Below are 13236 nucleotides of genomic sequence, written 5' to 3' on the forward strand. Positions count from 1 at the left end.
ATGTAAAAAAGGACGCACTGTCGCAGAAAGTTTGAGGTGCATTATGCTCGACCGTGAAGGGTTTCGGCCCAACGTCGGCATCATCCTGCTAAACGCCCAGAACGAGGTGTGGTGGGGCAAGCGGGTGCGCGAGCACTCATGGCAGTTTCCGCAAGGCGGTATCAAATATGGCGAAACACCGGAACAAGCCATGTTTCGCGAACTTGAAGAGGAAATCGGACTCAGACAGGAACACGTCAAAATTGTCGGCCGCACCCGCGACTGGCTGCGCTATGAGGTGCCAGACCACTTCATCAAGCGCGAGATTCGCGGCCATTACCGTGGCCAGAAGCAGATTTGGTTTCTGCTGAGAATGTGCGCGCGCGATAACGACGTCAATCTGCGCCTGACCGATCATCCGGAGTTCGACGCCTGGCGCTGGCATGAATACTGGGTCCCGCTCGATGTCGTCATTGAATTTAAACGCGATGTATACCAGCGCGCCTTGCAGGAGCTGTCCCGCTTCCTGACCTGGCCCGTGCATGGCAACGCACAGCAAGCGCACCGCCACACGTCGCGCTACCTGCGCCAGCCCCATGCGCCACGGGCACAGGACGGCGCGGCACTGGCCAAGCCTTGCGACGGCATCGCCGCCGAAGGGTGTACGCCGGAGCTGATCTTGCCGGGCAAGGAGTAGTCAGCCGCAATGAACGCACGCTCCCACGCAAAAGGGGCAGCCTGAACAGGCTGCCCCTTTTTTCATGCCGGCAGGAAACTCCCCTGCCGGTCAGGCTGGCTTAGTTTGCCGCCGGCGCTGGCGCAGCAGCGGGAACGTCGAGCGTGATGGCTTTCAAGCCCAGGATATTGCTGCTGTAATGGCGGATCTTGTTGGCCAGGGCCGGGTCGTTGTTCAGCTTTTGACCGTACGACGGCACCATTTCCACCATCTTCGCTTGCCATTCCGGCGTGGCCAGGCGGCTCTTGAAGGCCGTTTGCAGCACCTTGATCATGATCGGCGGCGCGGTCGAGGCGCCTGGCGAAGCACCCAGCAAGGCGACGATGCTGCCATCGGCGGCGCCGACGACTTCCGTGCCGAACTGCAGCAAGCCGCCTTTGACCGGGTCATCCTTGACGATCTGCACGCGCTGGCCGGCGTTTTGCAAGGTCCAGTCTTCCATCTTGGCGTTCGGCAAGTATTCGCGCAGGGTCTTCAGGCGGTCTTCCGGCGTATTCATGACCTGTTCGACCAGGTATTTCGTCAGTGGAATATTGTCGTAACCGGCTTGCAGCATCGGTTTCACATTGCCCGTGCCGATCGAGGCAGGCAAGTCGATCCACGAACCATTTTTCAGGAACTTCGTCGAGAAGGTGGCGAACGGGCCAAACAGCAAGGCTTTCTTGCCATCAATGATGCGCGTGTCCAGATGCGGCACGGACATCGGCGGCGAACCGACGGACGCCTTGCCGTACACCTTGGCCGCATGCGCCGCCACCAGTTCCGGATTGGTGGTCACCAGCCATTGGCCGCCGACCGGCACGCCGCCGTAGCCCTTGGCTTCAGGAATACCCGATTTTTCCAGCAGCGGCAGCGAACCGCCGCCGGCGCCGATGAAGACGAACTTGGCGCGCATGGTCTTTTCCTTGCCGGCGGCCAGGTCTTTCACCGTCACGTTCCACACGCCGTCGGCGCCGCGCCGGATGTCTTCCACCTGGTGGCGCAGGTGCAGCACCATGCCGTGGCTGTCCGTCAGGTATTTCACCAGGCCACGCGTGAGGTTGCCGAAATTGACGTCGGTACCGATGTCCATGCGCGTCGCGGCCACTTTCTGGCCCTTGTCGCGACCTTGCATGACCAGCGGCGCCCACTGTTCGATCTGCGCCTGGTCTTCCGAGTACAGCATGCCCTTGAACAGGTTTTCCTTTTGCAGCGCGGCATAGCGCTTCTTCAAAAAGGCAATATTGTCGTCGCCCCAGACAAAGGCCATGTGCGGCACATTGTTGATGAAGGTTTGCGGCGCGCCCAGGTGCTTGTTGGCCACCTGATAGGCCCAGAATTGCTTGGAAATTTCGAATTGCTCGTTGATGGCAACGGCCTTCTTGGTCTCGATGCTGCCGTCGGCCGCTTCCGGCGTGTAGTTCAGTTCGGCAAATGCCGAGTGGCCCGTGCCTGCGTTGTTCATCGCGTCCGAACTTTCGGCGGCCACGGAATCGAGGCGCTCGACCATTTCCATCGTCAGCGAAGGATCGAGTTCCTTGAGCATGCTGCCCAGGGTGGCGCTCATGGTGCCGGCGCCGATCAGCAGCACGTCGACCGGTTTTTCGGACGAGGCCGGAGGGGTCTTGTCACATGCCGCCAGGATCAGGCACGACATCAAAAGTAATAGCGATTTACGCATACGTAACTCCGTTTATGAATACTGAAGGATGATTCTTGCGCGCCACCGTGGCGGCACCATCGCTGTATGAAATGAAAACAGTTGGCCAGCCGGAACGCCAGGGCGGCCGGACAGGTCAAGGTCGATGGTGATAGGCATGCTGCCGCGCTCCGGGATAAGCCTGGAGCAAGATCTGGTGGCAAAGGTGCGGGCAATGGAAGCACGCAATGGCAACAAAATCGCCATCGTGTCCAGTGCAAATATCAAGAGCGGCGATTTTATCACCGTTATTTGGCGCCACCGGGCCGTGGCGGTAGTGGATAATACTTACTGCAGGGTATTAAATTGCGGTGACTATCGGGTCATGCAAGCGGACGCCAGACGGCAAAAAAGGCATCCCCGATGCCTTGAATTGACGTACGCGGTACAATGCCGGCTGCCCTTTAGCCACAGTCCTTCCGCCATGTTCAACCCATCTTCCGACGACGTGCGCCGCTTCTTTTGCGACACCTTGCGCAAGCACCGCGCCCATGAAATCCTCACGCCGATGGAAGCCATCGCGCTCGACTGGATCCTCGAACATCCCGAGTATGAAAACGAGCTCTCCGATGTCGAAGCGGCGCTGGCGCGCGACTATTCCGTCGAAGGAGGCCAGGCCAATCCCTTCCTGCACCTGTCCATGCATCTGTCGATCACGGAGCAGGTACAGGTGGACCAGCCGCGCGGCATCCGCCCGGCCGTCCAGCAGCTGACCCAGCGCCTCGATTCGGCCCATGCGGCCCAGCACGAAGTGATGGAATGTCTGGGCCAGATGATCTGGGCCTCGCAGCGCTCGGGCTTGCCGCCGGATACGGACGCGTATATCGACTGCGTCCGCAGGCGTTAACCGGGCTACACCGCTGAAGGCTGCGGTACAGCTGCCTTCGGCGCCTTGCCCATCAACCCCAGCACCACCTGCAACGCCATGGCGACGGCGCCGACGATGAAGACCACGTCGCCGAAGGTGCGTATCCAGCGCAGGTTCTGCAACAGCGGCTGCTGCATGAAGCCTTCGCTGCGCGCATACCACAGGCCTTCCGTCACGCTGGCATGGAACTGGATGATGCCAATCGGCAGCAAGCTGGTAAAGATCATCAGCGCCAGGCCCCCGTTCAAGCCCCAGAACGCCGTCTTCATCAACGCAGGGCTGAAGCGGTAATCGGGCCGCAGGTAGCGCAGCACCAGCAAGGTAAAGCCCAGCGCCAGGAAGCCGTACACGCCGAACAGCGCCGCATGCGCATGCACGGGAGTCGTGTTCAGGCCCTGGATATAGTACAAGGCCACGGGCGGATTGATCATGAAGCCCAGCACCCCGGCGCCCAGCATGTTCCAGAAGGCGACGGCGACAAAGCACATCAGGGGCCAGCGCAGGTTTTCCATCCACGGCGCGCGTTCCTTCAGGCGCCAGTTTTCCCACGCTTCGTGGCCCAAGACGATCAGCGGCACCACTTCCAGCGCACTGAAGCTCGCGCCGATGGCCATCACGGGCGTGGTGGTGCCGGCAAAGTACAGGTGGTGGAAGGTGCCGGGTATGCCACCCAGCATGAACAGCGAGGCCGACGCCAGGCTGGCCGTCGTGGCCATGCGCACCGACACCAGGCCCAGGGTCGAGAAGATGAAGGCCAGCGCCGTCGTGGCGAACACTTCAAAGAAGCCTTCCACCCACAGGTGCACCACCCACCAGCGCCAGTACTCCATCACGGATAAATGCGTGCGTTCGCCGTAGAACAGGCCGGCGCCATAAAACAGCCCGATGGCGCCCACGGACGCGGTCAGCAGCGCCAGCAGGTTCCTGTCGCCGCCCGGCTGGCGCAGGGCCGGCACGACGCCGCGCAGCATCAGCACGAGCCACAGCAGAATGCCGACAAATTTGCCGATCTGCCACAAGCGGCCCAGGTCGACATATTCATAACCCTGGTGGCCGAGCCAGAAATTCCACTCGGGCGGCATCACTTGCGCGATGGCCAGGTAATTGCCGATGAACGAGCCGACGACGACCGCGACGAGGGCCCAGAACAGCACGTCGACACCGAGGCGCTGCCACTTGGGGTCCTTGCCGCCATTGATCAGCGGGGCGAGGAACAGGCCGGCGGCCAGGAAGCCCGTGGCGATCCAGAACAGCGCGGCCTGGATATGCCAGGTGCGCGTGAGCGCATACGGGAACCAGCGCGACACGTCGATGCCGTAGAACTGCTGTCCTTCCACCGTGTAATGGGCCGTAAAGCCGCCGATGAAGACCTGGAAGATGAACAGCGCCACCACGAGGAACAGGTACTTGCCCAGTCCCCGCTGCGAAGGCGTCAGCGCGAACGTGGTGAGCGGATCGCGCGGACCGGCGGCCGGCAGCGCTTCGTCGTGGTCGCGCAAGAAGGCCCAGCCCCAGACGAGGAAGCCCACGCCGGCCAGCAGCACCACCACGCTGGCGACCGACCAGACGAGGTTTTCGCCGCTGGGCTGGTTGCCGATCAGCGGTTCGTGCGGCCAGTTGTTCGTATAGGTCACTTTCTGGCCCGGACGTTCGGTAGCGGCGGCCCACGCCGTCCAGAAGAAGAACTGCGTCATCTGCGCGCGCCGCGCGGCGCTGGGCAGGGTGTTTTCCTTCATGGCAAAATGCTCGCGGCTGGCGTGCAGCGCAGGCGCGTCCGAGAACAGCTGGTCGTAATAGTGCGCCGTGCCGGCGATGGCTTGCACGCGGCGCGCCGACAGATGCAGTACTTGTTCTTCATCGACCCGGTTGGCGCGGTATTCCAGCTTGAGCGCTTCGCGCAGCGCCGCCTGCGCGGGGCCGTCGAGCGCCGCGTACGCCTTGCCATGCTGTTCTTGCGCGGCCAGTTCCAGCCAGGCCGTCAGTTCGCGGTGCAGCCAGTCGGCCGTCCAGTCGGGCGCCTGGTAGGCGCCGTGGCCCCAGATGGAGCCCAGCTGCATGCCGCCGACGGATTGCCAGGCCGTCTGGCCGTCGAGGATGCCCTCGCGGTCGAACAGCTGCCGGCCATCCTGCGCCAGCACTTGCGCGGGAATCGGCGGCGCCTGCCGGTACACTTCCGTGCCGTAGTAGCCGAGCAGCGAAAACGTCACGATCAGCACACCGATCAGGGTGAACCAGAGTTTTTTGTAGGGACCCATGGGTCTTTCCTTTGTCAGTGCACCACGGCCGGCGCAAAGCGCTCGAACAGGATATTGTTTTCAGTATGGATGTGTGCCATCAGGTCTTCGCGGAAGGTGCGCAAGCCCGTGTACAGCGCGCGCCAGGTGGTGCAGGCGCCGCCAGGTGCGGTGATATCGTTCGTCATCGCCTCCATCGCGCGCAAGGCCACGCCATGGTCGTCATGCTCCATGCGCATCACGTTGATGGGCGCGCCGGCCCGGGGCCCTGGCCGCGCACGATCATGGGGAACAGCACGTCTTCTTCCTTGCGCATATGGCTTTCCAGTTCCTGCGCCATGGCCGACAGGTGTTCCGCCAGCCCGTGCGGACAGTCGGCGCGGTCGCCATGCACCTGCTCGACCTTGCGCGCCAGGCGTATCAGCTCGGGCAGCTGCTCGCGGTGCACGGCGTGGTAGCGCGCCAGGATGTGTTCCACCAGCTCGGCGGCCGGGGCGTCCTGCCAGTCACGCGCGCCGCTGGCGTCAATCCGTCCGGCCAGCACTTGCAGTTCCTCGACGATGGGCGCCGCGTCCACGCCGGCCGCTTCGGCCGCCGCGCGCAGGGTCTTGTTGCCGCCGCAGCAGAAATCGAGGCGGTGCGCATCGAACAGGCGCGTGGCGCCGGGGATGCGGCGGGCCAGCTGGCCCAGGGACAGGTCGATCATTTCCATAGCAGTTCCTTGATGATGAATGGGGGGTGTTTTATTGGACGGCGCCCGCGTGGTAGACGCCGGGCACGGCTTCGCCCGTCACTTCCAGCACGCCCACGGCGCCCTTGCCGGCGCGCGACAGCGCATGGTCGACCAGCAGATAGCTGCCAGGGTGCTGTACCTTGAGTTCGACGATGGTCGCGCCGCCCGGTGCGACGAGCGTGGTTTGCACGTCGTGTTTCGGGCTGCTGATCGAGCCTTCGCTGTACACCTTGTCGAAGATCTCGCCGATGATGTGGAACGATGAAATCTTGTTCGGGCCGCCGACGCCGAAATAGATGCGCACGGTCTCGCCGACTTTGGCCTGCAATTTGTGCGTCTTGCTCAAGGCGCCCACTTCGCCGTTGAAGACGTAGTAGTCGGGCAGTTCATTGGCCATTTTTTCCAGGTTCGGTTCCTGGTGCACGGGTGCGCCGTGCGGACGGCCCGTGTACATCTCGCCCTGCATCACGTAGTACTCGCGGTCGACCTTCGACAGGCCGCCTTCCGGTTCGACCAGGATCATGCCGTACATGCCGGCCGCGATATGCTGCGGCACGAGCGGCGTGGCGCAGTGGTAGACGAACAGGCCCGGATTGAGCGCCTTGAAGGTCACCGTCTTTTCCTGCCCCGGCGCCACCTGCGTGTGCTGTCCGCCGCCATGGCCGCCCGTCACCGCGTGCAGGTCGATCGAGTGGATCATCTTGCTGTCCCTGGCGTTGAACAGGGTCAGTTCCACCGTGTCGCCCACCTTGGCGCGCAGCATGGGGCCGGGCACCTGGCGGTTGAAGGTCCAGTAGGTAAAGCTGGTGCCGTCATCGAGCTTGCCCGGCAGTTCCACTGTCTCCATCCGGTATTTCAGGGTTTGCGGCGCGCGCGCGCCGATGGCGGAAGGCACCTGCGCCGGATTGGCGGCCACGCTGACGGCCGATGGATCGGGGCCGCGCATCGGCGACGGCGCGGGCGTGTACAGGGCCAGCGCGGCGGCCTGGCTCGATTCGCCGGCAGCGCTGCCGGCGCCAGCGGCCTTCGGTGCGCCGGCTTCGGCCAGCGAGGTGCCGGCGACTTCCAGCTTGCCTTCCATGCCGATCTGGCGGTGGCCGGGAATCGAGCAGTAATAGGTGAACGTGCCCGCGCGCGTGACCTTGAAGCGCACGGTGGTGCTGCCGCTGTTGGCGCTAAACTTGTTTGATGCCACGTTCAGTTCCGGGATCAGCAGATCGTGCTCGGCGCCTTCGCCGCTTTTCAGCACCAGTTCGACCGTGTCGCCCACCTTGGCCGTCAGCACGGGGTTGACCTGGCCCTTGGCATCGATGAACACCATCTTGCCGTCGACGATATTGGTTTGCAGTTCATAGCGCTTGAGCGCGGCGGCGGCAGAGGGTTGGCTGACAGCGGCCGCAGTGGCGGCGGCGCTGGCCGGCAGGCTCGCCTGGGCTTGCACGGACAGGGGCATGGCCAGCACGCAGACGGCGGCGGCAATGGCGCGGAGGGAGGGAGTCGTTTTCATCAGGCTTTCCTTGGTCTTGTATGCCGGTTCGGCACCCTTACCTAGGCAATCCGTGTGCCAGGAAAAACTTGTTTTAAATCAACGATTTGAAAAATGCACGGTCATCATGACCCTTTTCAAGCGTGGTCCGTTGTACCCTGCATGGTACTTATGACCACCACCGCCATCCACCTGCTGCTGCTCACCGACCTGGTCGCCGACCTGCCCGTGGCCGTGCGCCTGCAGCGCCTGGTCGGCAGCCTGCGCGCGCACTTCGGCTGCGAGGCCGTGGCCTTGCTCAAGCTCGATGGCGAACACCTGCGCCCCGTGGCGATGGCCGGCCTGGCCAGCGACGCGCTGGGACGCCGCTTCGCCGTCGCCGACCATCCGCGCCTGGCCGCCATCCTGCAGCGGCGCGGCGTGCTGTGCTTCCATCACGACAGCTCCCTGCCCGATCCCTACGACGGCCTGATCGCCGAGCGGGCCGGCGAACCGCTGCCCGTGCACGACTGCATGGGCATGGCGCTGGACCTGGAAGGCGAACGCTGGGGCGTGATCACGCTCGACGCGCTGCGGGTGGGCACCTTCGATACGCAGGCGCAGCGCGACCTGGGCGAGCTGGCCTGCGCCATCGAGGCGGCCGTGCGCGTCACCCGCCTGGAGACGGAAATCCGCGCCCTGCGCCTGTCGGGCGGTGCCATGCTGGCCGATGCGCAGGCGCCGCGCGAGGAACACGATTTCGTCGGCCAGAGCAGCGCCATCACGCACTTGCTGCACGAATTGCAGGTGGTCGCCGATTCCGAACTGCCCGTGCTGCTGCTGGGAGAGACGGGCGTCGGCAAGGAATTGTGCGCGCACCGCCTGCACCGCCTGTCGCGCCGCGCGGGCAAACCGCTGATCCACGTCAATTGCGCAGCCTTGCCGGAATCGCTGGCCGAGAGCGAGTTATTCGGCCATGTGCGCGGTGCGTTTTCCGGCGCCGTCAGCGACCGGCCCGGGCGCTTCGAGGCGGCCGAAGGGGGCACCCTGTTTCTCGATGAAGTGGGGGAATTGCCGCTGTCGATACAGGCCAAGCTGCTGCGCACCTTGCAAAATGGCGAAATCCAGCGCCTGGGCGCGGACCGGCCGCGCCGGGTCAACGTGCGCGTGATCGCCGCCACCAACCGCAGCCTGCGCGAACATGTGCGCGACGGCTCGTTCCGCGCCGATCTGTACCACCGTTTATCCGTCTATCCCGTGCCGATTCCGCCGCTGCGCGAGCGGGGCAATGACGTGCTGCTGCTGGCCGGCGGCTTCCTGGAACTGAACCGCGCGCGCCTGGGCTTGCGCAGCCTGCGCCTGTCGGCCGCGGCGGAAAACGCCCTGTGCCACTACCGCTGGCCGGGCAACGTGCGCGAACTGGAACATGTGATCAGCCGGGCCGCGCTGAAAGCTGTGATCCGCGGCGCGGACCGCAAAGAGATAGTAACGCTGGAAACGGATATGCTCGACCTCGATGCGCTGGAAGCGCCGGCCGGCACGGACGCGCTGCCGCTGGCGCCAGCCGCGTGCGGCACGCCGGCGGCGCCGCTGCTATCGATGCATCAGATCGTCGAAGCGAGCCAGCGCCAGGCCATCCGGCAAGCGCTGGTGCTGCATCAGGATAACTGGGCCGCTGCGGCGCGGCAACTGGGGCTCGACGCCAGCAATCTGCATAAACTTGCTCGCCGGGTGGGGCTGAAAGCCTGAGCCGGCGTTACCGCTCAGCGATGAGTGACCAGGCTGCTCGGCAAGCTGTGCAGGTAGGCGGCCAGGTCCTTGATGTCCTGGTTGCTCAACGGTTTCACCTGGCCCGTCATGATGGCGTTGTTGCGGCCGTTGGCCTTGTCGCCCCGCTTATACGCCGTCAAGGCGTGCTCCAGGTAATCCCTGTGCTGGCCCGCCAGTTTCGGGTAGGACGGGTCGATGGGCGAACCGTAATCCTTGCCGTGGCAGGTGGCGCAGCTGTATTTTTCGGCCAGGGCCTTGCCCGTGTTGACATTGCCGGCGGCGCTGGCGGAAAACGAGACGGTGGCGCAAACGAGGGCGGCGAGTAGTGTTTTCATCATCTGGCTGGTCCTCAGTTCGGCTTGGCTTGTTGCGCATAGTACGCGGCGACATCGGCGATATCCTGGTCCGACAGGCTGCTGGCGATGCCCTTCATGCTGGGGTGCTTGCGGTCGCCCTTCTTGTAGGCTTGCAGCGCATTCTCGATATATTTTGCCGGCTGGCCGCCGATCATCGGCACCTGGAACACTTCGGGGAAGGTTGCCTTGTAACCGGGGATGCCGTGGCAGCCGATACACATTTCCACCTTGGCAGGGGCTGCCTTGGCGTTTCCTACAATGTCAGCCGCTGTGACGGCATTTGCTATGCCGGCAAGCACGAGAAGTGCAAATATTTTTTTCATAGTGGCAATGTGAACAAAGGTAATCGGAGAAACGCCAGTGCTGGTTTTTATTGATTTTATGTGTTGACAATTAAGGTTGACAATTAATCTGCTGCTTGCCGATTCTAGCCAAGATATTCTTGCAAGTCCACCTATAAAACCCGCATTGTCGGCAGGCAGGCACAGGCCGTCCGCGTGGCAGCGCGCCACAGTTCTGTTTATACTCACCATTTCCCTACTTTGGCAGACCGCTCATGCAAGCACAGCACACCCAGCAAGGCCAACGCTTCGAAGGTTCCGACAGCTATGTCGCCACCGCCGACCTGAAACTGGCCGTGAATGCGGCGCTGACCCTGCAACGCCCGCTGCTGATCAAGGGCGAACCGGGCACGGGCAAGACCATGCTGGCCGAGGAAGTAGCCGCCGCGCTGAACATGCCGCTGATGCAATGGCATATCAAATCGACCACCAAGGCGCAGCAGGGCCTGTACGAATACGACGCCGTATCGCGCCTGCGCGATTCGCAGCTGGGCGACGAGCGCGTGCGCGACATCCAGAACTATATCGTCAAGGGCGTGCTGTGGCAGGCATTCACGGCGCCCGAACCGGTGGTGCTGCTGATCGATGAAATCGACAAGGCCGACATCGAATTCCCGAACGACTTGCTGCGCGAGCTGGACCGCATGGAATTCTATGTGTATGAGACGCGCGAAATGGTCACGGCGCGCCACCGTCCGCTCGTCATCATCACCTCGAACAACGAGAAGGAATTGCCGGACGCCTTCCTGCGCCGCTGCTTCTTCCACTACATCAAATTCCCGGACAAGGACACGATGGAGCAGATCGTCGCCGTCCACTACCCGCACCTGAAACAGGAATTGCTGGCGCAGGCGCTGCAAACCTTCTATGAAGTGCGCGACGTGCCGGGCCTGAAGAAAAAGCCGTCGACGTCGGAATTCCTCGACTGGCTCAAGCTCCTGCTGGCCGAGGACATCCCAGCCGAAGCGCTGCGCAGCAAGGACAACAAGGCCGTCGTGCCGCCGCTGCACGGCGCGCTGCTGAAAAACGAGCAGGACGTGCACCTGTTCGAGCGCCTGATGTTCATGTCGCGCACCAACCGCTAAGGAGCGCCGGTGAACGATATCAGCCCCGACATGGTCTTCGTCCCCCTGGAACTGCACGGCATCCGCCTCGAGGCACTGGCGCCGCACCACGCGCCCGGCTTGCGCGCGGCGGCCATGGATGGGGAACTGTGGAATCTGCGCGTCACCTCCGTGCCCGAGCCGGACCAGGTGGACCAGTACATTTTCAAGGGCATCGAGATGCGCCCTTCGCGCTTCGCCTTTGCCGTCATCGACGCGGCCAGCGGCGAGGTGCTCGGCACCACCAGCTACCACGACGTGGTGCCGGCCATCGGACGCCTGGAAATCGGCTACACCTGGTATGCGAAGCGCTGCCAGCGCAGCCATGTCAACACCACCTGCAAATTGCTGCTGCTGGCGCACGCCTTCGACACGCTCGGCTGCGCGCTGGTGGGCCTGCGCACCGACAATTTCAACCACGCCTCGCAGGCGGCCATCGAGCGCCTGGGCGCGAAAAAGGATGGCGTGCTGCGCCACCATGCGCTGCGCCGCGACGGCACCGTGCGCGACACCGTCATGTACAGCATCACGCGCGGCGAGTGGCCGGAAATTGCCGCCCATTTGCGCTACAAGCTGGCACAGCGCCCCATCGCCGCACTGCCCCGCGCGGGAGAGCGGGCGCCATGCTGATCGATTTCTTCTTCACGCTCAAGGATGCGAAAATTCCCGTCTCGATCAAGGAATTTCTGACCCTTCTTGAAGCGCTGCAAAAGAACGTCATCGACGCCTCGATGGACGATTTCTACTATCTGACGCGCCTGACTCTGGTCAAGGATGAAGCCCATTTCGACAAGTTCGACCGCGCCTTTGCCCAGTACTTCAAGGGCATCAACGCGGCTTTCGACACGAACGCGGCGATTCCCCTCGACTGGCTGCTCAAACGCATGCAGCGCGAGCTGTCCGAGGAACAAAAGGCGCAGCTGGAAAAATTCGGCTACGACAAGCTGATGGACCGCCTGAACGAGCTGCTGAAGGAGCAGAAGGAGCGCCACGAGGGCGGCAGCAAGTGGATCGGCACGGGCGGCACCTCGCCGTTCGGCAATGGCGGCACGAATCCGGAAGGCATCCGCATCGGCGGCAAGGGCAGCAACCGCACGGCCGTGAAGGTGTGGGAAGCGCGCAGCTACAAGGATTACGACGGCGAGCGCGAACTGGGCACGCGCAACATCAAGGTAGCCTTGCGCCGCCTGCGCAAATTCGCGCGCGAAGGCGCGGAAGATGAGCTGGCGCTCGACGCCACCATCGCCGCCACGGCCAACAACGCGGGTTACCTCGACATCAGGATGCGGCCCGAGCGCAAGAACCGCATCAAGGTGCTGATGCTGTTTGATGTGGGCGGCAGCATGGACGACCATATCGAGCGCACCGAGGAACTGTTTTCGGCGGCGAAGACGGAATTCAAGAACATGGAGTTCTTTTACTTCCATAACTGCGTCTACGACTATCTGTGGAAGAACAACCGGCGCCGCAATGCCGAGCGTTTTCCCGCCTGGGACGTGCTGCGCAAATATCCGCCCGACACCAAGCTGATTTTCGTCGGCGACGCCACCATGAGCCCCTATGAAATCCTGCAGCCGGGCGGCAGCGTGGAATACAACAACGAGGAAGCGGGATCGACGTGGCTGGCGCGCTTTACCCAGGCGTTCCCGAAATTCATCTGGCTCAACCCCGAAGCGGAAGGATTGTGGCAGTACCGCCAGTCGATCGGCGTGATGCGGCAGTTGATGAACAACCGCATGTTCCCCCTGTCGATCGACGGGCTGGAACGGGGCATGCGTCTGCTCAGTAAATAAAAGCACGCAACAAAAAGTCCATGGCGGCATGAGGCCGCCATGCCGTACACTGCGACACGGCACTACCGTGCGGAGCATCTCCGCCGCGGGCGGGTAGCATACGCCGATACCAGCCCTGCCCCACCCTGCTGCATCCCGTGCGCGGCCGCCATGGTCGCGACACTGTTCGATTGCGCACAT

At 63.2% G+C, this 13236-nt stretch carries 11 protein-coding genes and 1 pseudogene; 6 read left to right on the top strand and 6 right to left on the bottom strand.

Translation table 11 applies throughout. The features are described from left to right. The first annotated feature begins 43 nt into the window (after positions 1–43). Entirely contained in the window at positions 44–676 is a 633-nt protein-coding gene (locus D9M09_RS22945) for an RNA pyrophosphohydrolase (RefSeq protein ID WP_070218597.1), read from the top strand. 100 nt (positions 677–776) lie between these two features. Here D9M09_RS22945 and mqo read toward each other — a convergent pair whose 3' ends face one another. Further along, on the bottom strand, positions 777–2375 hold the full coding sequence (mqo, locus tag D9M09_RS22950) for a malate dehydrogenase (quinone) (RefSeq protein WP_205602292.1): 1599 nt from the start codon (positions 2373–2375) through the stop codon (positions 777–779). 442 nt (positions 2376–2817) lie between these two features. On the opposite strand from mqo, the gene D9M09_RS22955 reads away from it, so the two are divergent. Beyond that, positions 2818–3240: a DUF1841 family protein gene (locus D9M09_RS22955; protein ID WP_070218599.1), complete on the top strand. Its 423-nt coding sequence runs from the start codon at positions 2818–2820 to the stop codon at positions 3238–3240. 5 nt (positions 3241–3245) lie between these two features. Here the strand turns inward: D9M09_RS22955 and D9M09_RS22960 are convergent, their stop codons facing one another. The 3 genes and pseudogenes from D9M09_RS22960 to nirK all read right to left on the bottom strand — a co-directional run bounded on the left by D9M09_RS22960 (position 3246) and on the right by nirK (position 7735). After that, on the bottom strand, positions 3246–5516 hold the full coding sequence (locus D9M09_RS22960) for a nitric-oxide reductase large subunit (RefSeq protein ID WP_121670462.1): 2271 nt from the start codon (positions 5514–5516) through the stop codon (positions 3246–3248). 14 nt (positions 5517–5530) lie between these two features. After that, positions 5531–6207 (bottom strand): annotated as a pseudogene (gene ytfE, locus D9M09_RS22965) (iron-sulfur cluster repair protein YtfE). A gap of 31 nt (positions 6208–6238) precedes the next feature. Beyond that, positions 6239–7735 carry a copper-containing nitrite reductase gene (nirK, locus tag D9M09_RS22970; RefSeq protein ID WP_121670463.1) on the bottom strand — a complete coding sequence of 499 codons (1497 nt, stop codon included), beginning with the start codon at positions 7733–7735 and terminating at the stop codon, positions 6239–6241. Between the two features lie 150 nt (positions 7736–7885). Between nirK and norR the strand changes: the two genes are divergently transcribed. Next, the gene (gene norR, locus D9M09_RS22975; protein WP_121670464.1) at positions 7886–9442 is read left to right on the top strand and encodes a nitric oxide reductase transcriptional regulator NorR; all 1557 of its coding nucleotides are present in this window, start codon (positions 7886–7888) and stop codon (positions 9440–9442) included. 14 nt (positions 9443–9456) lie between these two features. Here norR and D9M09_RS22980 read toward each other — a convergent pair whose 3' ends face one another. Both D9M09_RS22980 and D9M09_RS22985 read right to left on the bottom strand, forming a co-directional pair. Further along, on the bottom strand, positions 9457–9798 hold the full coding sequence (locus D9M09_RS22980; protein ID WP_070310233.1) for a c-type cytochrome: 342 nt from the start codon (positions 9796–9798) through the stop codon (positions 9457–9459). A 14-nt stretch (positions 9799–9812) separates the two neighbouring features. Beyond that, positions 9813–10142, bottom strand: a complete 330-nt coding sequence (locus D9M09_RS22985; protein WP_046684254.1) for a c-type cytochrome — start codon at positions 10140–10142, stop codon at positions 9813–9815. Positions 10143–10375: 233 nt separating this feature from the next. Between D9M09_RS22985 and D9M09_RS22990 the strand changes: the two genes are divergently transcribed. From D9M09_RS22990 to D9M09_RS23000, 3 genes are read left to right on the top strand one after another with little or no spacing between them, the layout of a single operon-like run. Then, positions 10376–11245 (top strand): AAA family ATPase, encoded by an 870-nt coding sequence (locus D9M09_RS22990; protein ID WP_034746522.1) that lies wholly within the window; start codon positions 10376–10378, stop codon positions 11243–11245. A gap of 30 nt (positions 11246–11275) precedes the next feature. After that, positions 11276–11893: a GNAT family N-acetyltransferase gene (locus tag D9M09_RS22995; RefSeq protein WP_121671203.1), complete on the top strand. Its 618-nt coding sequence runs from the start codon at positions 11276–11278 to the stop codon at positions 11891–11893. Continuing rightward, the gene (locus D9M09_RS23000; protein WP_121670465.1) at positions 11887–13056 is read left to right on the top strand and encodes a vWA domain-containing protein; all 1170 of its coding nucleotides are present in this window, start codon (positions 11887–11889) and stop codon (positions 13054–13056) included. The genes D9M09_RS22995 and D9M09_RS23000 overlap by 7 nt, the downstream gene beginning before the upstream one ends. Positions 13057–13236: the final 180 nt, after the last annotated feature.

This window comes from Janthinobacterium agaricidamnosum (assembly GCF_003667705.1).
In the GTDB taxonomy this organism is placed as follows: Bacteria; Pseudomonadota; Gammaproteobacteria; order Burkholderiales; family Burkholderiaceae_D; genus Janthinobacterium.